Source organism: Nocardia sp. CDC159, from assembly GCF_023740735.1.
In the GTDB taxonomy this organism is placed as follows: Bacteria; Actinomycetota; Actinomycetes; order Mycobacteriales; family Mycobacteriaceae; genus Nocardia; species Nocardia pulmonis.
This window is the reverse complement of sequence record NZ_JAMRXH010000015.1, coordinates 96,471-123,352: the sequence shown is the minus strand read 5'-3', so window position 1 is coordinate 123,352 and position 26,882 is coordinate 96,471. Positions and strand designations below refer to the sequence as shown.

The window sequence follows — 26,882 nt, the reverse complement described above, 5'->3', positions numbered from 1 at the left end:
CTTCGACCCTAGGCCGCTGTGGGAATCGTCGCATATACCCGAGAAGTCCACCCTCGTCCGCCCGATAGCCCACAATTGGCTGTGTGACTGCCGACGAGGAACCGATCCTGTCCTACTTAACCGATATGGACGGGGTGCTGGTGCACGAGGACCATCTGGTGCCCGGTGCGGACAAGTTCTTGGCCGAACTCCAGTCCAATGACATCCCGTTCCTGGTGCTCACCAACAACTCCATCCGCACCCCGCGCGATCTGCAGGCCCGGCTGCGCCACACCGGCCTGGACATTCCGCCGGAGTCGATCTGGACCTCCGCGCTGGCGACGGCGACCTTCCTCAACGATCAGAAGCCGGGCGGCACGGCGTATGTGGTCGGCGAGTCCGGGCTCACCACGGCCCTGCACGAGATCGGGTACGTGCTCACCGACAGCGATCCGGACTATGTGGTCCTGGGCGAGACGCGCACCTATTCGTTCGAGGCGATCACCACCGCGATCCGCCTGGTCGACCGCGGCGCCAATTTCATCGCGACCAATCCGGACCCGACCGGGCCCTCGCGCGAGGGCCTGCTGCCCGCGACCGGTTCGGTGGCGGCCCTGATCACCCGGGCCACCGGTAAGGACCCCTACTACGTGGGCAAGCCGAATCCGCTGATGATGCGTTCGGCGCTGCGACGCATCGGCGCGCATTCGCAGTCCACGGTCATGATCGGCGACCGGATGGATACCGACGTCATCTCCGGGCTCGAGGCCGGGATGCGGACCATCCTGGTCACCTCGGGCATCTCCACGCGCGCGTCGGTGGAGAAGTATCCGTACCGGCCGACGCTGGTGATCGATTCGGTGGCCGATCTGGTGGGCCGCACCTCGAATCCGTTCGCGGCCTGAGCTATTCGGATTCCAGCCGGTCCAGCGCCGCGGACAGGGTGGTCAGCGCGTCGACGACGCGCGCGAATTCGGCCGTACCCAGTTCGGCCGCCAGGCGTTTCGACAGCGCCGCGTGCTGGGGCGTGATCCGCGCGACGGCCGCCCGGCCGTCGGCGGTGATCGCGACCAGTTTGGCGCGGCGATGCGCGGGATTCGGCCGGTATTCCGCCAAACCCTTGTCCACCAGCAGATCCGCGATGCGCTGCACGCTCTGCCGGGTGATGCCCATGGCGCGGGCGATCCCGGCCACCGGCAGCGGCTCGGGCAGTACCGCACCGAGCACCTGCCACCAGGCCGCAGTGAGCCCGGCCGGGCGGGCCAATTCCTCCGCGATGCCGAGGAATTGGCCGTTGAGCCGGAAGGAGGTGATCGCGGCCGCGCTGAACAGCTCCTGCTCCGAGTGGGTCACCGTGCCGCGACCTCCGCGCGCTGCTGCTCGTAGGCGGCGAGGGTGTAGAAGCCCTGCGGATCGTTGCCGCCGTAGAGCGCGTGCCAGGCGTCGAGGATGTGCGGCTCGTACAGGCCCAGCCGCGCGAAGATCGCCTGCGCGAATTCCACCGGCCGGGTGCCGGTGGCCGTGATCAGGTCGCCATCGGTGACGGTGGGTTCGGTGCGGTAGTGCGCGCGGCCCGAATATCCGCTCGCGGCAAGGAACTCCGGATCGTTGCTGGTATGCGGCCGATCGTCGAGCAGGCCCGCGAGCGCCAGGCCGAAGGTGGCGCCGCAGATCGCGGCCACCGGCACCCCCGCGGCGAGGAATTCCCGCGCCTTGCGGGCGAAGGCGGCCGTCTCCGCGCCGCCCCAGGTATCCGCGCCCGGCAGGATCAGCATCGCGCTGTCGGCGGGTGAGAGCCGATCGAGCGCCACATCGGGCACGACCCGCATGCCCCCGGCCGAGGTGACCGGCGCGGCGCTCGGGCCGACCGTCCGCACCTGCCAGGTCCCGGGCTCGCGCTGCCACAGCGGCCGGTTGATATGCGCGGTCGCATGGCCGACCTCCCAGTCGGAGAAGGTGTCGTAGACGGCCATGTGCACGGTTTTCATCATGACAGCATCCTGTCATATTTGACAGGATGCTGTCAATAATTTGCTATCCCGGCACGCTTTTCGCCGGGATCAGCTCAGGGCCTGATCCAGATCTCCGAGCAGATCTTCGACATCCTCCAGGCCGACCGAGACGCGCACGACGCCGTCGGTGATCCCCACGGCCGCACGGCCTTCCGGCCCCATGGCCCGGTGTGTGGTGGTGGCCGGATGGGTGATCAGGGTCTTGGCGTCGCCGAGGTTGTTGGAGATATCGATGATGCGCAGCCGGTTGAGCACCTCGAAGGCCCGCTTCTTGGCCGCTGTGCTGTCGCCCTCGGACCCGCCCCCGGCCGCGAGTTCGAAGGTGACCACCGTGCCCCCGCCCGACATCTGCTCGCGGGCCAGCGTGTGCTGCGGATGTGACGACAGGAACGGGTATTTCACCCACGCGACCGACGGATGCCGCTCCAGGAATTCGGCGATCTCGAGCGCGGCCCGCACCGAATGGCGCACCCGCAGCGGCATGGTCTCCAACCCCTTGAGCAGGGTCCACGCATTGAACGGGCTCAGCGCCGGACCGGTATGGCGCATCAGGGTTTTCACCGGGCCGTCGATGTAGTCGTGCGGCCCCAGGATCGCACCGCCGAGCACCCGCCCCTGGCCGTCGATGTGCTTGGTGCCCGAATACACCACCACATCCGCGCCGAGATCCAGGCTGCGCTGCAGCAGCGGGGTGGCGAAGACGTTGTCCAGCACCACCTTCGCGCCCGCGGCGTGCGCGAGTTCGGACACCCGACGCACGTCGACCAGGGTCTGCATCGGATTGGACGGGGTCTCGAAGAATACGGCCGTGGTCGGCCGCGACAGCGCCCGCTCCCACTGGTCGAGGTCCTCGCCGTCGACGAAGACGGTCTCCACGCCCCAGCGCGGCAGGATCTCGTTGCACACCACGAAGCAGGAGCCGAACAGGCTGCGCGCCGCCACCAGCCGATCGCCCTTGCCCAGCAGCGCGCCGAGCGCGACGAAGACCGCCGCCATACCGCTGGCGGTCGCGAAACACGCCTCGGCGCCCTCGATCAGCCGCATCCGCTCCTCGAACATGGCGACCGTCGGATTGCCGTAGCGCGAGTACACGAAGTGCTCGATATCGCCGGTGAACGCGGCCTCGGCCGCCTCGGCGCTCTCGTAGACGAAGCCGGAGGACAGATACAGCGCCTCGGCGGTCTCCTCGAATCCGGAGCGCCGCAGCCCGCCGCGCACGCCGATGGTGGCCGGGCCCACGCCCTCGGGCAGGGGCTTGTCGAACGCGCCGCCGGTGATCACGACTGCCGCCACGGTAGGCCGTGGGCGCGCCAGCCCGCGCCGCCGCGATGTCCGTTCGCGTCCAGCGGGCCCTCGAAGCCCTCGAGCACGTTGTAGGACGGGCTGTACCCGGCCGCCGTGGCGGCCTTGGCCGCCCCGATCGAGCGCTGGCCGGAGCGGCACAGGAAGATCACCGGCGCGTCACTGCCGGTGGGTCGGTGCGCCAGGATCTGCTCCAGCTGCTCGTCGAAGTTCGCATTCGGCTGCCCGCTGCTGTCGACCCACTCGATGAAGGCGGTGGGCCGACCGAGCTCCTCGGTGTCGGGCACCCCGACGAACCGCCATTCGGCCTCGGTGCGCACGTCGATCAGCACCGCATCCGGGTTGTCCCGCAACAGTTCCCAGGCCTGCTGGGGGGTGATGTCGCCCGCGTAGCTCATGACCGTGCCTCACAGCAGCAGCAGTTGTTGTCGTCCATTCGATGAACCTCCTCGCGAATCCGCACTTGCCGCGCCGTCTTCGGCGCGTGGCCAGGTCGTCACCCGGAGCACCCCACCGCGGAGGAGGGTTGCCGACCAGCGAGCCGGGGCTTGGCGCTGGTACTCATGACCTGGGATGAGAGTGCCTGGTCAACGGCCCGCGTGTCAATTGCAGACCAGCCATCGCTCGTCCGACTTGGTGAGATTCCAGGTCGCGGTCCGCTCGCGTCCGTCGATCTTGCTGGTCACCGTGGCCCGGGCGCGACCGCCGTCCACGGTGGTATCGCGGATGTTCTCGATCTCGACCTGCTTGCCGAGGGCGTCGGGCCCGAGCGGGGACCGGACCGCGTCGAATTCGGGACAGGCGGTGGTCGCCCGCCGCTTGGCGTCCGAATCCGCCTGGGCGGTGGCGAAATTGCGCACGGCCACCGCCACCCGATCGGAGTCTGTGACATTGTTCTCAGCCGGGCGCAGCACGCCCAGCAGCACCACGCCGCCGACCAACAGCAACGCCACCACCGCGGCCGCGATGAACGGCACCAGGGACCGCGTGGGCTCGCGCTGGTCGATCGGGGTCGGTTCGTCCGCATCGCTCATGCGGATATCATCGCTGGTCATCGATAGCGTTTCGAATCACACTCGAATTTCCCGGCCCGGACCGGGAATATCGGCCGTAGCTGCCACCGATAGAATTTCAGGAACTCCGGCCTCGGCCGGGCGGACCGCATCCCATCGGAGCAACAAGGCAGCATCGCGGGATGACGACAATCCGGGCCAGATCCCGGCTCGCACGTCAACTTAGCCTAAGCTAAGAAAGACGGCTAAGACATGACGACAGAGTTCTCGACCAGAGGGTGCGCGTAAGAATGACCGAAACCAGTGCAGCGACCCGCCCATTGCGCATCGCGATCGTGGGCGCCGGACCGGCCGGAATCTACGCCGCCGACGCGTTGATGAAGTCCGACGCCGAGGTCAGCATCGACCTGTACGAGCGGATGCCCGCCCCCTTCGGCCTGATCCGCTACGGCGTCGCGCCCGATCACCCGCGCATCAAGGGCATCATCACCGCGCTGCACAAGGTGCTCGACAAGCCGCAGGTCCGCCTGCTCGGCAATATCGACTACGGTTCGGACATCACCCTCGAGGAGCTGCGCCGCTTCTACGACGCCGTGATCTTCTCCACCGGCGCCAACGCCGACCGCGAGCTGCGCATCCCCGGTATCGATCTGGACGGCTCCTACGGCGCGGCGGACTTCGTGTCCTGGTACGACGGCCATCCGGACGTACCGCGCAACTGGCCGCTGGACGCGGAGAAGGTCGCGGTGCTCGGCGTTGGCAATGTGGCGCTGGATGTGGCGCGCGTGCTGGCCAAGACCGGTGACGAACTGCTGCCCACCGAGATTCCGCCGAACGTCTACGAGGGCCTGAAGCAGAACAAGGCGCTCGAGGTGCACGTGTTCGGTCGCCGCGGCCCGGCACAGGCCAAGTTCACCCCCCTGGAGCTGCGCGAGCTGGACCACTCGCCCACGATCGAGGTCATCGTCGATCCCTCCGACATCGACTACGACGAGGGCTCCGAGGCGGCCCGGCGGCATTCCAAGCAGGTCGACATGGTCTGCAACACCCTCGAGCAGTGGGCGATCCGCGATGTGGGCGACCGCCCGCACAAGCTGTTCCTGCACTTCTTCGAGGCCCCCGCCGAGGTGATCGGCGATGAGAACGGCAAGGTCGTCGGCCTGCGCACCGAGCGCACCCAGCTCGACGGCACCGGCAACTGCAAGCCGACCGGCAAGTTCACCGACTGGGAGGTGCAGTCGGTGTACCGGGCCGTGGGCTACCTGTCGCAGAACATTCCGCAGCTCCCCTTCGACGAGCAGGCGGGCACCGTACCGAACGAGGCCGGTCGCGTGCTGGTCGACGAGGACGCCGACGGCGCGGCGCGCTACCTGCCCGCCACCTACGTCACCGGCTGGATCAAGCGCGGTCCGGTCGGCCTGATCGGCCACACCAAGGGCGACGCCAACGAGACCATCGCCTGCCTGCTCGACGACGCCCCGAACTTCGCCCCGGCCGCGGACCCGGATCCGGAGTCGGTCACCAAGTGGCTGGAGGACAAGGGCATTCCGTTCACCACCTGGGCCGGGTGGTACCGCCTGGACGCGCACGAGCGCTCCCTGGGCGAGCCGCAGGGCCGCGAGCGGGTGAAGGTCGTCGAGCGCGAGGACATGCTGCGCGCCAGCGAACCGCACAAGGTGTGATCGCCCATCCATTCCGAGGCATGCTGATCACGTGTTCGATGCCCATGTCCACATCATCGATCCGCGCTTCCCGCTGATCGAGAACGACGGCTACCTGCCCGCACCGTTCACCGTCGCCGATTACCGAAAGCGGATGGCACGCTTCGACGTCGACGGTGGCGCGGTGGTCAGTGGGTCGTTCCAGGGCACCGATGCCAGCTTCCTGACCGCGGCCCTGGCCCAGCTCGGGCCGGGCTGGGTGGGGGTGGTCGACCTGCATCCGGACGCCACCGACGCACAGATCCTCGAACTGGACCGGGCGGGCGTGCGGGCGCTGCGATTCAACCTCAAGCGGGCCGCCGGGGATATCGTGGCGCTGACCATGCAGGCGCTGCGGGCCTACGACCTGGTGGGCTGGCATGTGGAGCTCTACATCGACGGTTCCATGCTGGGCTCGCTGGAGCCGGTGATCTCGAAACTGCCGACGCTGTCGATCGATCACATGGGCATGTCCGACGACTGTCTGCCGTATCTGCTCGACCTGGTCGATCGGGGCGCGCGGGTGAAAGCGTCCGGCTTCGGCCGGGTGGCGATGGATGTGCCCGCGGCGCTGCGGCGCATTCACACGGTCAATCCGGACGCGCTGATGTTCGGCTCCGATCTGCCCGGCACCCGCGCGGGGCGGCCCTTCCAGGACTCCGATATCGAACTCATCGCCGATGTGGTCGGCACCGATATGTACAAGGTCCTGGAGGACAACGCCCGCGCGTTCTACCGGCTGCCGGTGAAGGTGCGCCCGATCCACGAGGATCCGCTGCCCACCCTGCCCATTCCCACCGACGAGGTGCCCACGCTGCGGCTGCACCGCTCCGATCTGCCGAGACCGGCAGCGGGCGATACGCTTCCGCTGCCGGTCATCGAGTAGTTCAGTCGAGATTCGGATGGGCCATCAGATAGTCCGCCGCCGCTGAGGCGACCCGGTAGGCGTTGTCGACGGCCAGCGGGAAGCCCGGATTCTCCGCGCCCGTATCGATGGCGGTCAGCAGTTCGGTCACCGACTGCCCCGGACGGGGGCGATCGAAATTGCTTGCGGTGCGCAGACTTACGTAGCGGTTCAGCTTGCCCGCGCGGGCCAGGGCGGCCGCGGTGGCATTGTCCTCCATCTGGGAGGTGCAGTAGCGGGCCCGGCCGTCGGTCTGCGTGCGCACGATCGCGGCGGCCTGCGCCGACGACGCCGCGCCGGACCAGAAATTGTCACCGGTGGCCGTATCGCATTGGGTGACAACCGGTTTCTGCCCCTCCTGCCCCGGGAAGGCGGCGCGCGCCTGGGCGGCGGCGGGGCTGTCGGCCAGTGTGACGTCCTTGGTGTTGCGATAGACCGCGTCGACCAGGCGCTGGTCCAGCTCGTAGACCTCGGTACCCGCCTTCGGCATGCCTAGATAGCCGTCGGGCACGCCCGGATCGTCCTGCGGCAGTACGTGATGTCCGAGATCGACGTCGACCACCCAGCGCGCCCAGGCCGCGAAGCCGAGGGTGCCCGCCTCCGGGGGTGTGCCCGCGATACCGGCGGTGATGAAGTACGCGTTGTCGAAATCCAATCGCGGCGAGGCCAATACGGCCGAGGTGGACAGCGCCGCATTGGTCTTGCCCATATCCGTCACCATCATGCACAGACCGGAGTCGTTGCACCGCACCGGCCTTCGCACCCCGGGCACCGGGATCTCGTGCGACCACTGCCGCTGCTTCACCCACGGCTCGGCCTCGGGATCGAACATGGTGATCACCATCGCCTTCACCCCGATCCGATCCGTGCCGCCCGCCTGCGTACCGCAGCCGCCCAGCACGAAGACCAGTCCCAGCGCCGACAGCAGCGCACCGACCCACCTGGTGTACAACGAACCTCCCTGACCTCGATTGATGTTCCGCAGACAGCAATACCGTACAGTCGGTACGCAGCACGGGAGGCGGCGGCGTGCCCCAGGAATTATGGGCATGGAACCGGCACACCGGTCGGTAGCCTGGACGCTGCCGACGTCGACGGACATACGGGGGTCTGTCGTCGAAACGCGCGGTGCGACAGCAAGATTCCTCAGATCGGAGACCCCATGCGACTCGTGGGCACCCTGGCCCTCGGCGCCGCCGCCGCAACCCTCGCCGCCTTCGCCTACGCGAACGCCACCGGACCGGACACCACCCTCGCCCCCACACCGACCACCACACCTCCCACCACCACGGCCACCTCCACCACCACCCTCGCTCCCACCACGACCGCCGTCCCGCCCACCACGTCGCCGTTGCCGACCACCACCACGACCACGACCACGACCGCACCCCCGATCACCCGAGATCCCGCGCCCGACGACGGCATGCCCTGCGGCTCCGGCTTCGCCGACCTCGAGGTCCGCGCCTTCGACATCAGCTGCAACACCGCCCGCGAGGTGACCGATGCCTACGGCCGTTCGGCGACGCGCTGGAACTACGACGTCGTCGTCACCGTCGACATCCTCACCTCGACCTGGAATTGTCAACAGCTGCGCGGGGATTGGGATTGGGACGCCTACCAGGAGTGCGTGAACCGCGATCGGCCGTCCGAGCGCGCCTGGCTGATGGGAACCGTGAAACCCGTCGAGAACCGCGATAGCGGCGTCCTGCCGGGGACCGGCTCGGCCGGGCGGTAGATCGCACCGCGCGTCCGGCGGCACGGGTGCCGCCGGACGCGTTCACCCCCTATTGTCATACTGACAACAACCGGATGTGATCCGGTGCGCAGGATCGATGACGAACCGAGGTAGGGCGTGAGCACTCCATCCACCGCGAAACAGGGCCCGCTCGCGGGCATTCGGGTTGTCGAGCTGGCCGGGATCGGCCCCGGACCGCATGCGGCGCTGCTGCTGGCGGATCTGGGGGCGGATGTGGTGCGCGTGCAGCGGCCGGGTCTGCTGCCCGGATTCATGGAACGGCCGCAGTGGCGAGGGCGGACCATCGTCGAGGCGAATCTGAAGGATCCGGCCGAGATCGAGCGGGTGCTCGGGTTGATCGACAAGGCCGACGTCCTCATCGAGGGCTTCCGACCCGGGGTCACCGAGCGCATGGGCCTGGGGCCGGAGGTGGCGCTGGAGCGCAATCCGCGGCTGGTGTACGGGCGAATGACCGGCTGGGGACAGTACGGCCCACTGGCCGATCGCGCGGGCCACGACATCAACTACATCTCGCTGACCGGCGTGCTGAACGCCATCGGCCACAAGGGTGAGCGGCCGGTGCCGCCGCTGAACATGGTCGGCGACTTCGGCGGCGGCTCGATGTTCCTGGTGTTCGGCATCCTCGCCGCGCTGGTGGAGCGGCAGAGCTCCGGTAAGGGACAGGTCATCGACGCCGCGATGATCGATGGCGCGCTGGCGCTGTCGCACATGATCTGGGGCATGAAGGGTGTGGGTCTGTGGTCCGACGAGCGCGGCAGCAATCTGCTCGACACCGGTATGGCCTTCTACGACACCTACGAGACCGCCGACGGCAAGTACATGGCCGTCGGGGCCATCGAACCGCAGTTCTACGCCGAGCTGCTGCGGGGCCTCGAAATCGATCCCGAGGGGTTGCCGCATCAGATCGATCCCAACGGCCAGGAGCAGTTGCGCAAATTGTTCACCGAGAGGTTCAAATCGAAAACGCGCGACGAATGGACGGCGATCTTCGAGGGAACCGACGCCTGCTGCACGCCCGTGCTGACGCTGACCGAGGCCGAGCAGAATGCGCATATCGTAGCCCGGACCGGCCTGATCGAGATCGACGGGGTGGTGCAGCACGCGCCCGCGCCGCGCTTCTCCCGCACGCCGGGCGGCATCCCGACTCCACCCCCGTCCGAGGCCACCCCTATCGACCAGGTGTGGACCGCATAACGTGCCGGTAGCGATTGCGCATCTTCGTCGGATCCGCTTGTTACCGTTCGGTGTTCGTTCGCACCGCTCACGATCGCCTCGCGCACTAGAGTAATTCGCATGGCTCGGAATTGGCCGATGATCGAGCGCGGCGGCGAACTGGACGCGATTCGGGCGGCCCTCACCGGCACGGAATTCGTCGGAGCGGTCCTGACCGGCGATGCGGGGGTCGGCAAGACGACGCTGGCCCGGCAGGCCACCGCCGCGGTGGGGGGCAATGTGCGCTGGGTCGCCGGGACCGAATCGGCGCGCAGCATTCCACTGGGTGTGTTCGCGCATATGGTTGGCGTCTACACCGCCCACGATCCGGTGACCTTCATGGCGGCCGCGCGCGAGGCGCTGCTGGCCGACGGGGACACCATCATCGGGGTCGACGACGCCCATCTGCTGGATCAGCTCTCGGCGACCCTGCTGCTGCAGCTGGCCATCGATAAGGCGGCGCGCATCGTCTGCACGGTGCGCAGCGGGGTGCAGGTGCCCGATGCGGTGACCTCGCTGTGGAAGGACGGGCATCTGCTGCGGGTCGACCTGCGGCCGTTCAGCCAGCGCCAGAGCGTCGAGCTGGTGGAGTCCATGCTGGGCGGGCAGTTGGAGGGTTTCACCGCCAATCTGATGTGGGAGTCCTCCGGCGGTAACGCGCTGTTCCTGCGGCATCTGGTCGAGGGCGCGCTGGAGGCGGGCACGCTGCGGCAGGTCAACGGCGTCTGGCAGCTGCGCGGGCGGGCGGCGGTCACCTCGGAACTGGCCGCGCTGCTGGAGGATCGGGTCGAACAGCTGCCCGAGGATGTGCTGCGGGTGCTGGAGCTGCTGACCTTCTGCGAGCCGATCGATCTGGACGTGCTGGCCGAGCTGGCGGGCGAGGAGTGCGTCGAGGCGGCCGAATCGCGCGGCGTCATCCGGATCGTCGAGAACGGCCATCAGCTGCTGGTGCGCTACAACCACCCGCTGTTCGGCGAGGTCATCCGCCGCCGACTGGGCATCGCTTCGGCGCGGCGGCTGCGCGGGCGGCTGTACTCGTCGCTGCGCGAACGCCCGATCAAATCCGCCTCCGACCGCATCCGGCTGGCCGAATTGGCCTTGGACAGTGACAAGTCCGCGGATCTCGAGCTGTTCGTGGCCGCGTCCGAGGATGCCATCGGACTGGCCAACATTCCGCTGGGCGAGCGGTTCGCGCGGGCGGCGGTGGAGCGCAGCGGCGGGGTGGAGGCGGCCGATCTGCTCGCCCGGGCGCTGCTGTGGCAGGGGCATCGGATCGAGGCCGAGCGCACGCTGGCCAGTTTCGATCCGGATCAGCTCAATGAGGTCCAGCTGGCGCGGTGGGGCAGTACCCGGGTGTCGAATCTGTTGTGGGCCATGGGTGATGCCGATCGCGCCAACGAGGTGCTGGCGCTGGTGCGCGAGCGGATCACGCATCCGAAGATCGCATCGACCTTGCAGGGCTTGGCTTCCGCGTGCGCGGTGAACGAAAACCGTTTGGAGGCCGCGTTCGTCGACGCCGAGCAGGTCATGTCGACCGCGGACGCGCCGCCGTGGGCGGTGTGGTGGGCCTCGTTCGGCGGTGGGCTGGCGCTGGCGCTGATGGGGCGCGGCGAGGCGGCGCGGCAGTACGCCGAGCGCGGCCACGAGGTGGAATCGCATATCGACGGGCTCAACCGGTTCATGTCCACCCACGCCGAGGTGTTGGCGCTGACCTTCACCGGTGATCTGGAGGCCGCGCGGCGGCGGGCCGCGACCTATTACGGCTACTCCGCGCCGGGACAGTATCTGGCGTGGGGCTTTTCGCGCATCCTGCAGGGCACCGTGGATGTGGCCCAGAGCCGGTTCCCCGACGGCATCGAGAATCTGGAACATGCGCTGGCCGCGCTGCACGCAGAGGGGGCGGCCGCATGGATGTTTCCGGCGAGAATCCGGCTGGCCGAGGCCTATTCGGCGCTGGGGCGGGCGACCGAGGCGGCCGAGACGATCGCCGAGGCGGTCGCGCGCGGCGGGCGGCACAGCGCGGTGTACGAACCGCAGCTGCAGATCGCGCAGGCCTGGCAGGCCGCGGCCGAGGGAACGGTCAGCCCCGCGGTGCGGCTGGCCGTCGCGGCGGCCGACTCCGCCGCGCGGGCCCATCAGCACGCCATCGAGGCGATGGCGCTGCATACCGCCGCCCGCTTCGGGGATCAGTCGGTCGCGGGGCGGCTGGCCGATCTCGCGGCCCGGATCGATGGGCGTCTGGTGCAGATCCAGGCCAGGCACGCGGTGGCGGTAGCGTCCAACGACGGGCCCGGATTGGATTCCGCCGCAACGCAATTCGAGGAGATCGGGGCGCTGCTGTCGGCCGCGGACGCGGCGGCTCAGGCCGCCTCGGCACATGAACGCTCGGGTGATCGCCGTCGGCTGCTGGAGTCGGCCGCGACCGCCAATCGCTTGGCCGCGGCCTGCGGTGGGGCGAGCACCCCCGCGCTGCGGCAGTCCGCCCAGCCGCTGCCGCTGACCGCGCGCGAGCGCGAGATCGCGAATCTGGTGGCGGCCGGGCTCAGCAATCGCCAGATCGCCGACCGGCTCACGGTGTCGGTGCGGACCGTGGAGGGGCATCTGTATCGCGCCTGCATCAAACTCGATGTCACCGATCGGGAGGCGCTCGCGGAGCTGATGCGGGGAGAGCCGCCGAGCGGCAAACAGCGGAGCTAGGATCGCTGCACAGTTCATCGGTTATCGGTGAGTCTCACCTCGAATTGTCCGCGGCTTCGTCGCTGGGACGCGGCGTGTTTCATCGGCTCGTCCGGATGTTCCGGCAGCCCGCGTAGCGCCTTCGGGCTCTCTCGCTCCATACCAATCCCGTGCGTCGACGAAATCGCACTCCCTCAACGACGATCCGGCCATTGCACGATGCCATCGAAATTCGAGGGATGGCTACGGGGCTGATCGCCAACTACGATGCTCTCGAGCGACGCACGGTCGCCCGTTTGTGCTTGGAAATCCCCGGGGAGGGTGGTGGTCTCGACGTGTGGCGTCGAAGTCTGAACGTACCGACTGGAATTCGCATCGCATTGGCCGCACTCCCGCTGGCGATCGCCCTGGGCTACACCACCCTCGCCCAGGCCGAACCCGGCCCGGTCCAGCCCGGCGTCACCGCCCCGGCCTCCCCCGCCCCCGAGGAACCCGCCGAACTACGCGCCGCCACCCCCCAGACCCCCGCCGCCCCACCCGCGCGCCAACGCCCCACAACCCCCCAGAAAACCGAAACACCCCCACCCCCACCACCACACAGCATCCGCGTAGGCGACTTCGAGGCCCCCATGCCCGAACAGGTCCCCCCGGAGGTCGTGCAGGGTCTGCAGAACGCCATCGACCCGGGCGCCAGAGACCGTCCGAAGCCGTAGCGCCACCTCGCTCTCGGGGCCGTTCAGAACAAGGTCGGTTCGCCGAAGCCCGGGGTGCGTTCGATTTCCAGCAGGCGTTCCTTCGTCATCAGGCCGCCGGGGGCCGAGAAGCCGTGTAGGGCATGGTCGGCGGCCAGGACCCGGTGGCAGGGGACGATGAGGGGGATCGGGTTGCGGCCCAGGGTTTGGCCTACGGCCTGGGCGGCGTGGGGGGCGCCGACGCGGGCGGCCACCTGGCCGTAGCTGAGGGTGTGGCCCGGGTCGATGGCGCGGGTGACCTCGTAGACGGCGCGGTCGAATTCTGGAATGCCCTTGTGGTCCAAGGGGATCCAGCGCAGGTCGGCCAGGGTGCCCGCGAGGTGGGCGCGGATGTCGGCGATGGCGCGGGCGATCACCTCGGCGGGCTCGGCCTCGCGCACCTCGCGGCCGCGGTAGCGACGCAGCACCGCGGCTCGGGTCGCGGCGGGCGTGGCCTCGGGCAGTAGGAACCGGGCCACGCCGGATTCGGTCCAGGCGATCGCGCAGGTGCCGATCGCCGTGTCGAAGAGCGCGGCCGAAACTGCCGGCCGGTCCGGTTCGGGCATGGGCCCAGTTTGCCGCACGGGACCGACAGTTTCGAGGTAATGAGTCCAGTCTTCAGAACTGGACCGCCCGGCGGCCGAACAGACGCGGCCGCGGCGACGTCGCCGGTTCGGGGCAGGCTGCCTCGGCCTGGCGGGCGCGAATGGCGGCAAGCTCCGAATATTGGCGCTGCTCTTCGTAATACGACATCGACCAGTCCGCCATCGGCGCATGCGGGCGGTACCGCTCGAACAACCGCGCGGCTCCATCCTCTCGGTTGGGCGCATAGCGGTACACGGTCACGGCGAAGGCCACAACCACGGCAAGGGCGACCAGGAAGGAGATCATGCCTCCATCCTGTGGCGATCTGGACCTTGATCAAATATCCACTGTCGCAATACTGGCCTTAATTTGGGCTCAGCCCCTCATCGACCAGTCCACTTCTGAAAATTGGCCTCATCCGGAGCCCGCGCGGCATCCCAGTCGGTCAGCGAGTGCCGTATCGCCAGGCTCGCGCGCCGGAAAGCCTTGCGTTCCGCCGCACTCGGCGCATATGCGCCGATCACAACGACGGCCACGACCACGACCACCCCGACGATCAGCAAAGTGAGCATGCGCACATACTCCACGCCAGCTGGACTTGAAATACATAGCCAGCAGGGCAATACTGGCCTGCATGGCAACCCGAGTGATCAGCGCGGCCACCCTCACCCGCGACCTGGGCCGATGGCGGCACGAGGACGGTGACGAGGCGGCCAGCCGCCGCTCGGCCCGGCCCGCCTATCTGGCCCTGGCCGAGGGCATCCGGCTGCTTATCCACGACGGCCGGGCCCCGCTGGGCGTGGCACTGCCGAGCGAGCGCGATCTGGCCACCGCCCTCGGCGTCAGCCGGACCACGGTCACCTCCGCCTACACCCTGCTGCGCGAGCACGGCTATCTGCTCAGCCGCCAGGGTTCGCGCAGTACGGTCGCACTCCCGGCAAGCGTGAAGCACGACGGGAACAAGCCCACCCGCGGCATCCTCGCGCTGATGTCGGAGGGTGAGCTGCCGACGATCGATATGACCTACGCGGCCATGTCCGCCCCGCCGGAGATGACCGACGCGTATTCCGCGGCGCTACAAGGACTTCCGATCTATCTCGGCACCCACGGCATGGATCCGATCGGCGTGCTGACCCTGCGCGAGGCGGTCGCGCGCCGCTACACCGAGCGCGGGCTGCCCACCGATCCGGATCAGATCCTGATCACCCTCGGCGCGCAGCACGGTCTGCGATTGCTGCTCAACGTCCTGACCGCCCCGGCCGAGCGGGTGCTGATCGATCATCCGACCTATCCCAACGCGATCGAGGCGATCCGCGATGTGGGGGCCCGGCCGGTGCCGGTGCCGCTGCGCCCCGAACATCCCCAGGCGGGCTGGGATCTCGACGGAATCCGCAGCGCCGCACGGCAAACCGCCGCCAGCACCGCATATCTGGTGCCGGACTTCAACAATCCGACCGGATTGCTGATGGATGCCGAGGCGCGCGCCGAACTGGCTGCCATCGCCCGCGAGACCCGAATGACGGTGATCGTCGACGAGTCCATGGTCGATCAACAGCTCGACGGCGAAACCTGTCCGCCCGTAGCGGCTTTCGCGCGCGGCACCGAAATCGTCAGCATCGGTTCGGCGTCCAAGTCGTTCTGGGGCGGTCTACGCGTCGGCTGGATCCGCACCCATCAGACGCTGATCACCAAGCTGCTCGGCACCCGGTCCAGCATGGATCTGGGCACGCCGGTGATGGATCAGCTGGCGACCGGATATCTGCTCCAGCACGCCGACACCATCCTGGCCCGCCGCCGCGACCAATTGCGTTCGCGCCGAGCGAGTTTGCTGGAGGCAATGGCCGAGGAGCTGCCCGACTGGCGAGCCGTGGAGGGTGCGGGCGGCATGTCGCTGTGGGTGCAGTTGCCCGCCCCGGTCTCCACGGCCCTGGCCGCCACCGCCCCCAACCACGGCGTGCTGCTCGCGGCGGGTCCGCGCTTCGGCGTGCAGGGCGCGTTCGAACGCTTCCTGCGACTGCCCTTCACCCACGAGGAGGCGGACCTGCGCCTGGCGGTGAAGTCCATCGCGGCGGCCTACGGAGCGCTGTCCCCCCACGCCGCCGAACCCCTCGCCCCTCCGACTCTCTACTGAAATCCAACAGCCGCACCCTTTCTCGCCCTTCGCACTGGTTGCGGGCATCCACAGGGGGTGCGAAGCGCGAGAAGGGGTGCGACTGGGCGAGGGGTCTGGGTCAGGCCAGGATGTCGTGGCGGACGATTGTCTGGTCGCGGCCGGGGCCGACGCCGATGCAGGAGACACGGGCGCCGGAGAGTTCCTCGAGGCGGCGGACGTAGGCCTGGGCATTGGCGGGCAGATCCTCGAAGGTGCGGGCGCCGGAGATGTCCTCCCACCAGCCGGGCATCTCCTCGTAGATCGGGCGGGCGTGGTGGAATTCGGTCTGGGTGGTCGGCATCTGCTCGACCCGCTCGCCGTCGATCTCGTAGGCCACGCAGATCGGCACGCGATCCAGGCTGGAGAGCACGTCCAGCTTGGTGAGGAAGTAATCGGTGATTCCGTTGACGCGGGTGGCGTAACGGGCGATCACGGCGTCGAACCAGCCGGTGCGGCGGGCGCGGCCGGTGGTCACGCCGACCTCGCCGCCGGTCTTGGCGAGATATTCGCCGGACTGGTCGAACAGCTCGGTCGGGAACGGGCCCGAGCCGACGCGGGTGGTGTAGGCCTTGAGGATGCCGAGCACCGCGCCGATCCTGTTGGGCCCGATGCCGGACCCCACGGCCGCGCCGCCCGAGGTCGGATTCGACGATGTCACATAGGGATACGTGCCGTGGTCGACGTCGAGCAGCGTGCCCTGCGACCCCTCGAGCAGCACGGTCTCGCCGCGCTCGAGGGCCTGGTTCAGCAGCAGGCGGGTGTCGCTGATGCGATGGGCGAAGCCCTCGGCCTTGGTGAGCACCTCGTCCACGACCTGCTGCGGATCCAGCGCGCGGCGGTTGTAGATCTTGACCAGCACCTGATTCTTGAATTCCAGTGCGGCCTCGACCTTCTGGGTGAGGATCTTCTCGTCCAGCAGATCGGCGACGCGCACGCCCACGCGGGCGACCTTGTCCTGATAGCAGGGGCCGATACCGCGGCCGGTGGTGCCGATCTTCTTGTTGCCCAGGAAGCGTTCGGTGACCTTATCGATGGCCACGTGGTACGGCATGATCAGATGCGCGTCGGCCGACAGCAGCAGCCGCGTGGTGTCGACGCCGCGCTCCTCGAGTCCGGCCAGTTCGTCCAGCAGCACGCCCGGATCCACCACCACGCCGTTGCCGATGACATTGGTCACGCCCGGAGTGAGGATGCCCGACGGAATCAGATGCAGCGCGAAGTTGTCCCCATTGGGCAGTACCACGGTATGCCCCGCATTGTTGCCGCCCTGGTAGCGCACCACCCATTGGACTCGCTCGCCCAGCAGATCGGTAGCTTTGCCCTTACCCTCGTCGCCCCACTGGGCGCCGATCAGGACGATTGCCGGCATTTCGAGTCTCCTACGGTTCGACGCGCAACACCCGTCGTGCTGCAGCTACCTGCCGTTTCCGAGGCGGTGGCCGGGAGCACAGTCTAGTGGATAGGTGAACCAAGGTTCGGACTCCACCTCACCCCAACCTCGCTTCGCTCGGTGGGGAAACGAGAGGGGCGCTCGGGCGGAGGGCTTATTGCCGTGAGGCATCGCACAACTCCGCGACGACGGCCAAGTCCACTCCCCCGCGACAGCCAAGTCCACTCCCCCGCGACAGCCAAGTCCACTCCCCCGCGACAGCCAAGTCCACTCCCCCGCGACAGCCAAGTCCACTCCCCCGCGACAGCCAAGTCCACTCCCCGGCGACGGCCGAGTCTCTCCCCGGCGGCGGCTCGGTCTCGTTCCCTCGCCGAGCGCAGCGAGGCGAGGGCATGGCGGGCTATGGTGGCAGCCGGAGGTGGGCGACGAGGGCCTGCCGGGCGCAGCGAGGACGATGGATGTCTGGTCCGAGGAGGGTGTACCGCAGTTGAGTACCCATGTTCTCCGCTGCAACGGCGCTCCGGTGCCGATCGCGCTCGCATCGCTGCCACTGACTCAGACCGCGGCCATTCCGGAGCCCAGCGCGATCGATGAGTTGCTGCCGGTGCTGGCCGCCGACAGCCTGCCGCGGCTGATCGTGCTCGGCGAGGACGCGGGGCTGGCGGCGGTGCTCACGCATCTGCTGCGCACCGAGCGACTGCATGTGGAGATCGGATATGTGCCCGTCGATCGCACCTACGGGTCGCGGGCCTACCAGACCGGGACCGGATCGGCGGCAGCGAAGCGGGCGCTCGAGGGTAAGCCCCTGCCGACGCCGCTGATCCGCGACGACACCGGCAAGGTGCTGGTCGGGCGCGCCACGATCACCGGGCGCGACGGGGAGAAGCTGGAGGGCGAGGCCTACGTCGACGACGTCCGGCTGTTCACGGGAAAGGTCACGGCGCTGCATATTTCGCCGACCCTCGAGGAACCGGGCGTGCGCGCGACGGTGCAGCGCGGGCTGCGCAGGCGGCGCTGGGTCGCCGGGCGCGCCGTGCAGGTCGGCACCCCGGGCGCGCTGGTGACCCGCGACGGCATCGCCAGCGACCGCACGGTGCCGCGGTCGAGCTTCTACCGCCACCACGAGCCCTGGATGCTCGTGCGATGAACCGTTCTTTCGACGCCCGCCGCGTTTCCGGCGCGGTCCGGCCCAGCCCGGTATTCCTGCTGATCGTGGCGCTGGCCGCGGTGGGCGGAGCGCTGGCCTGGGACGCCGAGCACTGGTCGTCGACGCAGGCCCGGATCGGTGTATTCGTGCTGGTCGTCTTCGGTTGGATCGTCTCGGTGTGTCTGCACGAGTTCGGGCACGCCTACACCGCGTGGCGGGCGGGCGACCGCGAAGTGGAGCTGCGCGGATATCTGACGTTGAATCCGCTCAAATACAGCCACCCGCTGCTGTCGATCGGGCTGCCGATCGTCTTCATCGCACTGGGCGGCTTCGCCCTCCCCGGCGGCGCGGTCTATGTGCACTCCCACCTGTTCTCCCCGCGGGTGCAGCGGCTGATCAGCGGATCCGGTCCCGCGATCAATGCGATCTGCGCGGTCGTACTGCTGGTGATCGTGCGGCTGTTCGGCTCGGCGCAGTCGCATGCTGCGTTCTGGTTCGGGCTGAGCTTCCTGGCCTTCCTGCAGGTGACCGCGACCGTGCTGAATCTGCTGCCGATCCCCGGCACCGATGGGTACGGAATTCTCGAGCCCTCGTTGAGCTATCGGACGCGCCGGTCACTGGATCAGCTCAAGCCGTTCGGCGTGCTGCTGCTGTTCGCCGTGCTGTGGGGGCTGGAACCGGCCCGGCGGGCCTTCTTCGGGCTGGTGAACACGCTGTTCGACCTGTCCGGCGTGCCGCCGATCTGGCATCAGGCCGGTCTGTACCTGGTGACCTTCTGGTCGTGACGGGAGACCGTCGGCAGCCCCCTTACTCCGCCGACGGCCCCCCGAAGGAGGGCCGCCCGACCCGCTTTCTCGAGCCGAGCGGCCCGGCTTCGCTGGGCGCGAACGCCGGACCCGGTTATCGGCCGTCCACATCGGCGGCCGTACGGCATCCGCTGCCTCGGCGAAGTTCCGACCGCACCACCCCTCGTCGATGCGGTCACCACAAAACTACGAGCGCGGCGGACCGCGAACACGAGTAGTGCACTACCCGAAGATCTTTCGCCGCCTACTCGCTCAGTCCTCGGGGGTGACGTACGGATGTTTCACAGTCGGCGGAAGCAGTGCGATCGCCGACAGCCGCTTGACACCGCACACCTGCATCAAATCCACCACCACCGAGCGCAATTGGGCGAAGACGACATGCGCGGACAGTCCGGCTCCGGACACCAGATCCTTGGTCGCGCCCTTGGCCACGCGGCGCAGCACCCGGGTCGCCTCGGCGGCATCGGGCTGCTCGCCCGGGTCCGCGAGCATATAGCGGCGCACCACATCGATGGCCTTGCCGAGCTCGTCGACCTCCTCGATCAGCCGCGGATCGAGGATTTCGTCGTCGCGCACGAGGGTGAGCGCGCGGCGCAGCAGCACGCGCACATTGCGCACGGCATTGTCGAGCGGATCGGCGGCGGCCCGGATCAGTTCCAGGCGGCGGCGCGAATTCCAGTACAGCGGCGAGATGCGGCTGACCTCGCGACCGCCCTCCAGCGCACTGCGCAGCCCGTCGATCTGCGGCTGCGTACCGCGCACGGATTCCAGCGCGAGACGGATCTTTTCGGGGTCCTGCTCGAGCAGTCCGTCGGCGCATTCGGTCAGGGCCCTGCCGACCACCGCGAGAATGTCGGCGGCCTGCTGACGGGCCCGGCGCACCGGATGCAGCGGAATGACCGCCACCACCACAATGCCGACGAGCCCGCCGACCAGCGCGTCGATCATGCGGTTGGTGCCGCCGCCGGAATGCGGCGGCATGAGCGTGGCTACCAGCACCGCCGAACTGGCCGCCTGCATCGGAATGACCGCGCCGCCGTCGAGGAAGACGGCGGTCGCCATCGCGACCGCCACCACCAGCGCGATCTGCCAGGCGCCCGCGCCGACGCGGGAGATGAACAGATCGCCGATGCCGATGCCGACCGCCACCCCGGCCACCAGCTCCACCGAGCGGCGCAACCGCGCCCCGAACGACACCCCGATCGAGATGATCGCCGCGATGGGCGCGAAAAACGGCTGCGGGTGGCCAATCACCCGATGCGCGAGAAACCAGGCCAGGGCCGCGCCCACCGCGCATTGGACGATCGGCAGCGCGGATTTGCGCAGCCGGGTCAGGCCGTTGCGAAAGCGCTGTTTACCGCTTTCGCGAAACGCTTCGACCGTGATCGCCGTGTCGAGTGCCAATTCGGCTGCGGGTCAGTCGAGGCCGAGTTCGGAGGCCGCGCGCGGATCGCAGTCCTCGAGCAGATCGAGGCAGCGGGCGTACTCGTCGTTCTCGCCGATGGCCTGGGCCGCGCGGGCCAGCGCGCCGACGCTGCGCAGGAAACCGCGGTTCGGCTCGTGGCTCCACGGCACCGGGCCGAAACCCTTCCAGCCGTTGCGGCGCAGCAGGTCCAGGCCGCGGTGGTAGCCGGTGCGGGCGAACGCGTAGGCGGCGATGGTGTCGGCGCTGACGGCGCCCTCCGGATCGGCACCGGCGGCCTCGGCGCGGCCCAGCGCATCCTCGGCAAGCTGGGCCCATGCGACCGATGCGGTGGGATGGGCGGCGGCCACCTGCACCGGGTCCCGGTTGTCGAGCAGCGCCTCCTCCGCCTCGGAGTTTTCGGGTAGCAATACCGGCTGCGGTCCGAGCAGATCACCGAAGGAGGTCATGGGCTCATTGTGCACCGCTGCCGGAAATGCTCGTTAGGCTGACCACCTGAGTGCACTGTTGACGTTGAGCGAGGGGTAGCGCGTGTCCGACCCGAACGACCAGAAGCCCGACCGGCAGCCGTCCGCCGCCGGTGCCGAGCAACGTCCGACCGCGCCCTCGGGCGACACGCCCGACGCCGGGAAGACCGAGCGCATCACCCGCGAACCCGCCCCCGGTTCGCCGTCCGCGCCGACCCAGGCCAGCCGCCCCTCGACCCCCACGCCCGGCACTCGTCCCTCCGTCGCACCCTCCCCGGCGCCGCCGCGCCCGGGCGCGAGCACCACGCCGCCGCGTCCCGGCGCGCCCGCCACCGGCCGTCCCGGACCGACGGGTGCGCCACCCGGCACGAATCCGCCGGGAGCCAACCGGCCCGCGGGCCCGAATCCCGCAGGCGGACAGCCCAATCCGGCGGGTACGCCGCCGAGCCCGGGTCAGCGCTCACCCGGTTCGGCCGGAGCCCTCCGGCCCCGTGACGTTCGATCCGCCGGAACGAATGCCCAGCAGCCTCCGGGCACACCGCCGAAGGCCGATCGACCGGGCGCGAATCCGGCTGCGGACCAAGCCAATCCGGCCGGTCGCGTACCCCCCGCCGCCGCACCGGTTCGCCCGGCCGGTCCGCAGTTCGCCACCGGCCGCCCGGGACCGACCAATGCCGCCGGCCCGATCGAGTTGCCCCCGCGCGGCCCCGCCGCCGGCAAGCCCAAGGAGCAGCCGGGCGCGCCCGCCGGCCCGATCGAACTCCCGCCGCGCGGTCCGGTCCGCGGCGCGCCCGCGGCCGCACAGGGCAATCCGCCCGCTCAGCGGCCGGGCGGTCCCGGGCCGGACAAGATCGGCTCCGGCCAGCCCCGACCGCAGTCGTCCTCGGCACCTGACGAGAAGGCCAGCGGTTCAGCGGCCGCGCGCCCGAATCCACCCGTGCCGACTCCCGCAACCACGCCAGGCCGACAGCACGGCGACTCCGGAAAAACCCCGCCCCCGAGCGACAGCAACGCACCGACCGGCACTCCCCAGCAGCCGACGCCGCCCGCACGCCCGGCCCCGCCCCTGCCGGTGCGCGGAGCAGCAACGGACAAGGGCGATACGACACGGCCCACCCCACCCCTGCCGACCCGCCAAACCCCAACGGGCAAGAAAGTCGGCGATCCCGGCCCGAGTGAGACCAACGCCGACAGGGTCGACGAGGCACCGGCACGGCCGAACCCGTCCCCGCCGGTACGCGAAACCGCGACGGGCAAAAAGGACAGCGACTCCAGCACGACCGGAACCACCACCGGCACAGGCGATGCCGCACGGCCGACCCCACCCTTGCCCACCCGCGAAAGCGCAACCGGCAAGAAAGACAGCAGCCTCGGCACGACCGGAACCGGCACCGACAAGAACGCCGCCACACGGCCCATCCCACCCTCGCCGACCCGCGAAACCGCGACGAGCAAAAAAGACAGCGGCCCCGGCACGATCGAAACCGGCACAGACAAGAGCGATACAGGACGGCCGACCCCACCCTCGCCGACCCGCGAGACCGCGACGGGAAAGAGGGACAGCGACCCCGGCACGACCGGAACCAGCGCCGACAAGAGCGAAACAGCACGGCCCACCCCATCCCTGCCGACCCGCGAAACCGCGACGGGTAAGAAGGACAGCGGCCCCGGCACGATCGAAACCGGTCCTGACAAGGTTGATTCGGCACCCGCACGGCCGACCCGTGAAACAGGCAGGGGCGACAGCGATTCCACGCCCGCACCCGCCGAACCCGCGACAACCGAATCGGCGGACGACGCGAAGCGCAAGCCGCCCATCGCCCGGCCGGGCCAAGGCGCGATTGCCGCGTTCCGCCCGATCGGTCCCGGCCGAGCCGCGAGCGAGCCGCCTAGCGAATCGGATCCGGCGGCTCCCACCGCACGATTCGGTGCGGCGAATGTCGCTGCGGCCGAGGGCAAGTCGGCGGGGGACGCGGACGCCTCGGAAAAGACTGTGCCGCAGGGCGATTCGCCCCAGGGCACGGCCCCGGAGGCACAGACCGTCGCGATACCCAAATCGGCGCCGCAGCCGGAACAAACCGGCGACGACGCGAAAACCGTCGCGCTGCCGAAGGTTTCCAACCCATCGGATGCCGCCACCACCATCCTGCCCGTTCAGCAACCCGGCGCCCGGCGCCCCGGCGGCCCCGGACAGCCGGGCACCGATCGGGTCGCGTCTGGGGCGGCCAAGCCGGGTCCCGTCGGGAAACCCCCGGCGACCCCGCGCTCCGGCCCGGGTCCGAAGAACATCGGTCCGCAGCGCCCGGTGGGTGCGGCGACCGGCGCCCCGTCCCCGGCCGATGTCCGGCCCACGGTTCCGGACCAGTCGATCTCCCGTTCCCCACAGGCCCCACGCCCGGTCGCGCCCCGCCCGATCGCGCAGCCGCAGCGGGTGCCACCGGCCGCGTCGGCCGGACCGGCGGCCACCACCGCGGACGGCGGCGGCAACAAGCGCTGGCTGCTCATCGCGGGTGCGGCGGCCGTGGTGCTCGTCGCGGTGATCGCGGCGGTATTCGGATTACGCGCCGGTACGGACAATTCGCCGCAGGCGCAGGTCCGCGATGCCATCGGCAGCTACACCGACGCCCTGGCCGACGGCAGCCTGCCGAAGCTGCGCGAGGTCACCTGCGGCCCGCTGCACGACTTCTACCAGAACATCGGCCCGGAGCAGTACGCCGGTGTGCATCGACTCGCGGTGGAGCAGAAGAAGATTCCGAAGATCGCCAGCATCGACGCGGTGCAGATCACCGATGCGAAGGCCACCGCGCAGGCCGCCGTGTACACCGATGCCGATCCCACCCGGGCGGTCGTGCGCACCTTCGATCTGCAGCACACCCCCGACGGCTGGAAGGTCTGCGACCCCCCGAACGCCGCGGGCTGATTGTGATGTTCATCGCGCCGGGTGTCACGTCCAGCGCCCGGTTCGCGATGAACATCACAGACGGGTGGTCAGCGGTCCGACACCGTCGGTAGCATGGCCCGGACTCGCGGGCCAATTCTTTCCGTTCGGAACTATCAACGGTGGGCCCGCGCCAGGGATTTACGCAGTAAGAGTGTGAGGGAGCAAGGGATATGCCGGAGCTGGCACCCGATGCGCCGGCATCCACGGCATTGGCCGGTCGGCACTATCGTGTCCACGACCACTACGAGGTCGGCCGGGAGAAGATCCGCGAATTCGCGCGGGCGGTGCAGAACAACCATCCGGCCCACCGCTACGAGCCCGACGCGGGCAAGCTCGGCTGCGACGGCATCGTCGCACCCCCGACCTTCACCTCAGTGATCGGCGGCATCACCACCCAGGCACTGCTGGACAACGTCCTCACCGATTACGACCTGTCGCAGATGCTGCAGACCGATCAGGTCTTCCAAATCCATCGGCCGATCCAGGCCGGGGATCGGCTGCGCATCGAGGCCAAGATCGACTCCATTCGGCGGGTGCGCGGCAACGACTTCATCGTCCTCGAGACCACCGTCGTCGACGAGACCGACCGGGTCGTCCAGGTGGGCACCACCACGATCGTCGCGCGGCTGGGCGAGGAGATCGATCCGAACATCGTGCGCCTGGTCGAGGGTCTGGTCATGCACCGCCGCGACGCCAGCGCCGATCCGGAGGTGCTGATCCCGCTCGAGCCCGAACAGGCCACGGTCGCACCGGCACTGGCCGACTCGCGTCGCGACTGGACGGTGCACACCCTGCCCAGCTTCGACGACCTCGCGGTGGGCGACCAGCTGCCGGTGGCGACCCGCCACCTGACCCGCGGCGATCTGGTGAACTACGCGGGCGTCTCCGGCGATGCCAACCCCATCCACTTCAGCGATCGCGCGGCCGAACTCGCCGGGCTGCCGACGGTGGTCGCGCACGGCATGCTGACCATGGGCCTGGGCGCGGACTATCTGTCCAGCTGGCTGGGCGATCCGACCGCCATCGAAACCTACAGCGTGCGCTTCTCCGGCTTCGTCCCGGTCGAGGCCACATCCCCGGCGGAGATCGAATTCAGCGCCCGGATCAAGGCGCTCGATCCCGAGCGCCGCACCGCGACCGTGCTGCTGGGCGCCACCTCGGTCGGCAAGAAGCTGTTCGGGCGTGCCATCGCGCAGGTGCGGCTGACCTAGTCGTCCAGCCGGGCGTGCATCAGGTAGACGTTGTAATCGCTCCAGGTGCTGATGGTGAAGTAGAGGTCGGATCCGGTCGACCACGGGTGGATGAAGCCGCCGTACAGCTCCGGATACTGCGTCGCCGACACCAGCTGCGCCGACTCCGACCACACGCCCTGCGGCGAATCCGCCTCGCGCACAACGATGGCCGCCTTCGCGGTATCGAGATAGCTCATCTGCCACCGCCCCCGGTCGGCGTCGTAGCGCACCGAGAGCTCGCCCGCGGGACCGTCGACGATGGACGAGGCCGACGCCGCGCCACCGACCGGGGTCCACGCGCCGTCGCGCCAGTACTGGTACGCGGTGGGATTGAGCACCGCGTCCTTGGGCACCCGTGCCAGGCCCACCGAACCCAGCCGGGTATTGGGCGTGCCGAACATGTAGACATGGTCGCCCTGCGGAACCATCGCGCCCACTTGGAAATTGGAGACACCGAAGATGTTGTCCCAGCGCGCGTGCGGATCCTTGGTCCAGGTCTGGCCGTGGTCGTCGGAATAGGCGATGCCGCCGTAGTTGGTGTAGAACGTGCCCGGCATGCTGTGCCAGGTCCGAATCGACATATAGCTCAGATACTGCCGCTCGCCCAGCGCGAAGCCGGAGGTCGGGATCGTGGTGATCTCGACATTGTCCATCTTGCGACTGGGCAGCACCTCCGCGGCATGGCACCGGTCGTCGGTGACCATGCGATCGAAGACGACGCCGTCGCTGAGCTCCCGATCGCTGCTGAACGCCAGCAGATTACTGCGCCAGTCCGAGCCCATGCCGCCGGGCGGATGGAAGCCGACGCCGACCGTATCGCCGAAGGCCAGGGCGATTTCGCCGGGCGCGCTCTCCCACATGATGCCGAGGTCGGTCCCGTACACCTGCCACCGCTTGTCCGTCCGGTTGATCGAATGCGCACCCGTCAGCTTCGCGACCTCGCGCACCTCGTGCACGCGCGGGGCGGGCCGGGCCGCCACCCGGGCGGCCGGTTCGGTCGGCGGCTCCACGCGGACCGGCGGCGGCGCGATCGGATCGGGTGAGGGCCCCGAGGGCAGCGCGAAGAAGAACGGCTTGGGGTTCAGCAGCAGCTCGGGCATTCCCATCCGATTCAACAGGCCCGGCGGCGGATCCGGATGGTCGGTGAGATCCGGGCACGGATTGGTGCACGGATCCGGGGGTAGCTCCATCGGTACGCGCACCGGCGACGTGGCGGGCGGGGGCCCGGGATCGACGGTGACCACCGGATAGGGCACGGGCACCTCGAGCGTCTTCGGCACCAGTGGCTGATGGACGGGCACGGGATCGATCGGACACGGTCCGATGCCCACCAACGTTGCGCCGGAAGCGCTTTCGGCGGCGGCGCTCGGATGCTGCGCACCCACCAGCGCCCCCGCTCCGACGACGACCGCCCCGACGGCGGACAGCAGCCGCATGGCCATACACCAACCCCT

25 protein-coding genes and 1 riboswitch are annotated in these 26,882 nt (G+C 69.2%); of the genes, 12 read left to right on the top strand and 13 right to left on the bottom strand.

Annotated features, from left to right (window positions below):
• The first annotated feature begins 125 nt into the window (after positions 1 to 125).
• Positions 126 to 884, top strand: a complete 759-nt coding sequence (locus NDR87_RS28075; protein ID WP_251916538.1) for an HAD-IIA family hydrolase — start codon at positions 126 to 128, stop codon at positions 882 to 884.
• A gap of 1 nt (position 885) precedes the next feature.
• On the opposite strand, the gene NDR87_RS28070 is transcribed toward NDR87_RS28075, so the two are convergent.
• The 5 genes from NDR87_RS28070 to NDR87_RS28050 form a co-directional block, all read right to left on the bottom strand.
• A complete protein-coding gene (locus NDR87_RS28070; protein ID WP_251916371.1) occupies positions 886 to 1,332 on the bottom strand; it encodes a MarR family transcriptional regulator in 447 nt (148 codons plus the stop codon).
• On the bottom strand, positions 1,329 to 1,970 hold the full coding sequence (locus NDR87_RS28065) for a type 1 glutamine amidotransferase family protein (protein WP_251916369.1): 642 nt from the start codon (positions 1,968 to 1,970) through the stop codon (positions 1,329 to 1,331). The genes NDR87_RS28070 and NDR87_RS28065 overlap by 4 nt, the downstream gene beginning before the upstream one ends.
• Positions 1,971 to 2,039: 69 nt before the next feature.
• Complete coding sequence (locus NDR87_RS28060) at positions 2,040 to 3,272, bottom strand: O-succinylhomoserine sulfhydrylase (RefSeq protein ID WP_251916367.1); 1,233 nt, start codon at positions 3,270 to 3,272, stop codon at positions 2,040 to 2,042.
• Complete coding sequence (locus tag NDR87_RS28055; protein WP_251916365.1) at positions 3,269 to 3,691, bottom strand: rhodanese-like domain-containing protein; 423 nt, start codon at positions 3,689 to 3,691, stop codon at positions 3,269 to 3,271. Before NDR87_RS28055 ends, NDR87_RS28060 begins: the two co-directional genes overlap by 4 nt.
• 56 nt (positions 3,692 to 3,747) lie before the next feature.
• A riboswitch (SAM riboswitch) is annotated at positions 3,748 to 3,862 on the bottom strand.
• A gap of 33 nt (positions 3,863 to 3,895) precedes the next feature.
• Complete coding sequence (locus NDR87_RS28050; RefSeq protein ID WP_251916363.1) at positions 3,896 to 4,327, bottom strand: hypothetical protein; 432 nt, start codon at positions 4,325 to 4,327, stop codon at positions 3,896 to 3,898.
• Positions 4,328 to 4,596: 269 nt separating this feature from the next.
• Here NDR87_RS28050 and NDR87_RS28045 point away from each other — a divergent pair, with 269 nt between their 5' ends.
• A complete protein-coding gene (locus NDR87_RS28045) occupies positions 4,597 to 5,988 on the top strand; it encodes an FAD-dependent oxidoreductase (protein WP_251916361.1) in 1,392 nt (463 codons plus the stop codon).
• A gap of 31 nt (positions 5,989 to 6,019) precedes the next feature.
• Positions 6,020 to 6,892, top strand: coding sequence for an amidohydrolase (locus NDR87_RS28040; protein WP_251916359.1), 873 nt, complete (start codon positions 6,020 to 6,022; stop codon positions 6,890 to 6,892).
• A gap of 1 nt (position 6,893) precedes the next feature.
• Here the strand turns inward: NDR87_RS28040 and NDR87_RS28035 are convergent, their stop codons facing one another.
• Entirely contained in the window at positions 6,894 to 7,862 is a 969-nt protein-coding gene (locus NDR87_RS28035; RefSeq protein ID WP_251916357.1) for a purine nucleoside permease, read from the bottom strand.
• A 210-nt stretch (positions 7,863 to 8,072) separates the two neighbouring features.
• Between NDR87_RS28035 and NDR87_RS28030 the strand changes: the two genes are divergently transcribed.
• The 4 genes from NDR87_RS28030 to NDR87_RS28015 all read left to right on the top strand — a co-directional run bounded on the left by NDR87_RS28030 (position 8,073) and on the right by NDR87_RS28015 (position 13,267).
• A complete protein-coding gene (locus tag NDR87_RS28030; RefSeq protein WP_251916355.1) occupies positions 8,073 to 8,645 on the top strand; it encodes a hypothetical protein in 573 nt (190 codons plus the stop codon).
• A gap of 117 nt (positions 8,646 to 8,762) precedes the next feature.
• A complete protein-coding gene (locus NDR87_RS28025; protein ID WP_251916344.1) occupies positions 8,763 to 9,860 on the top strand; it encodes a CaiB/BaiF CoA-transferase family protein in 1,098 nt (365 codons plus the stop codon).
• A gap of 99 nt (positions 9,861 to 9,959) precedes the next feature.
• The gene (locus NDR87_RS28020) at positions 9,960 to 12,575 is read left to right on the top strand and encodes a LuxR family transcriptional regulator (protein WP_251916342.1); all 2,616 of its coding nucleotides are present in this window, start codon (positions 9,960 to 9,962) and stop codon (positions 12,573 to 12,575) included.
• 218 nt (positions 12,576 to 12,793) lie between these two features.
• Positions 12,794 to 13,267: a hypothetical protein gene (locus NDR87_RS28015; RefSeq protein WP_251916340.1), complete on the top strand. Its 474-nt coding sequence runs from the start codon at positions 12,794 to 12,796 to the stop codon at positions 13,265 to 13,267.
• A gap of 23 nt (positions 13,268 to 13,290) precedes the next feature.
• Here the strand turns inward: NDR87_RS28015 and NDR87_RS28010 are convergent, their stop codons facing one another.
• The 3 genes from NDR87_RS28010 to NDR87_RS28000 form a co-directional block, all read right to left on the bottom strand.
• A complete protein-coding gene (locus NDR87_RS28010; protein ID WP_251916338.1) occupies positions 13,291 to 13,851 on the bottom strand; it encodes a methylated-DNA--[protein]-cysteine S-methyltransferase in 561 nt (186 codons plus the stop codon).
• A 52-nt stretch (positions 13,852 to 13,903) separates the two neighbouring features.
• Positions 13,904 to 14,176: a hypothetical protein gene (locus tag NDR87_RS28005; RefSeq protein WP_251916336.1), complete on the bottom strand. Its 273-nt coding sequence runs from the start codon at positions 14,174 to 14,176 to the stop codon at positions 13,904 to 13,906.
• A 77-nt stretch (positions 14,177 to 14,253) separates the two neighbouring features.
• Positions 14,254 to 14,442, bottom strand: a complete 189-nt coding sequence (locus NDR87_RS28000; RefSeq protein WP_251916334.1) for a hypothetical protein — start codon at positions 14,440 to 14,442, stop codon at positions 14,254 to 14,256.
• A gap of 62 nt (positions 14,443 to 14,504) precedes the next feature.
• On the opposite strand from NDR87_RS28000, the gene NDR87_RS27995 reads away from it, so the two are divergent.
• Complete coding sequence (locus NDR87_RS27995; RefSeq protein WP_251916332.1) at positions 14,505 to 16,001, top strand: PLP-dependent aminotransferase family protein; 1,497 nt, start codon at positions 14,505 to 14,507, stop codon at positions 15,999 to 16,001.
• Between the two features lie 100 nt (positions 16,002 to 16,101).
• Here the strand turns inward: NDR87_RS27995 and NDR87_RS27990 are convergent, their stop codons facing one another.
• The gene (locus NDR87_RS27990) at positions 16,102 to 17,391 is read right to left on the bottom strand and encodes an adenylosuccinate synthase (RefSeq protein ID WP_251916329.1); all 1,290 of its coding nucleotides are present in this window, start codon (positions 17,389 to 17,391) and stop codon (positions 16,102 to 16,104) included.
• 508 nt (positions 17,392 to 17,899) lie between these two features.
• Here NDR87_RS27990 and NDR87_RS27985 point away from each other — a divergent pair.
• Positions 17,900 to 18,559, top strand: a complete 660-nt coding sequence (locus NDR87_RS27985) for a hypothetical protein (protein ID WP_251916327.1) — start codon at positions 17,900 to 17,902, stop codon at positions 18,557 to 18,559.
• Complete coding sequence (locus NDR87_RS27980; RefSeq protein WP_251916325.1) at positions 18,556 to 19,344, top strand: site-2 protease family protein; 789 nt, start codon at positions 18,556 to 18,558, stop codon at positions 19,342 to 19,344. Before NDR87_RS27985 ends, NDR87_RS27980 begins: the two co-directional genes overlap by 4 nt.
• A 273-nt stretch (positions 19,345 to 19,617) precedes the next feature.
• Here NDR87_RS27980 and NDR87_RS27975 read toward each other — a convergent pair whose 3' ends face one another.
• The gene (locus NDR87_RS27975) at positions 19,618 to 20,751 is read right to left on the bottom strand and encodes an aromatic acid exporter family protein (protein ID WP_251916536.1); all 1,134 of its coding nucleotides are present in this window, start codon (positions 20,749 to 20,751) and stop codon (positions 19,618 to 19,620) included.
• A gap of 30 nt (positions 20,752 to 20,781) precedes the next feature.
• On the bottom strand, positions 20,782 to 21,237 hold the full coding sequence (locus NDR87_RS27970) for a DUF3151 domain-containing protein (RefSeq protein ID WP_251916323.1): 456 nt from the start codon (positions 21,235 to 21,237) through the stop codon (positions 20,782 to 20,784).
• Positions 21,238 to 21,319: 82 nt separating this feature from the next.
• On the opposite strand from NDR87_RS27970, the gene NDR87_RS27965 reads away from it, so the two are divergent.
• A complete protein-coding gene (locus tag NDR87_RS27965; RefSeq protein ID WP_251916321.1) occupies positions 21,320 to 24,175 on the top strand; it encodes a hypothetical protein in 2,856 nt (951 codons plus the stop codon).
• Between the two features lie 191 nt (positions 24,176 to 24,366).
• Positions 24,367 to 25,407, top strand: a complete 1,041-nt coding sequence (locus NDR87_RS27960; RefSeq protein ID WP_251916319.1) for a fused (3R)-hydroxyacyl-ACP dehydratase subunits HadA/HadB — start codon at positions 24,367 to 24,369, stop codon at positions 25,405 to 25,407.
• On the opposite strand, the gene NDR87_RS27955 is transcribed toward NDR87_RS27960, so the two are convergent.
• Positions 25,404 to 26,870 (bottom strand): DUF4185 domain-containing protein, encoded by a 1,467-nt coding sequence (locus NDR87_RS27955; protein ID WP_251916317.1) that lies wholly within the window; start codon positions 26,868 to 26,870, stop codon positions 25,404 to 25,406. The two genes, NDR87_RS27960 and NDR87_RS27955, sit on opposite strands and share 4 nt — an antisense overlap.
• Positions 26,871 to 26,882 lie beyond the last annotated feature (12 nt).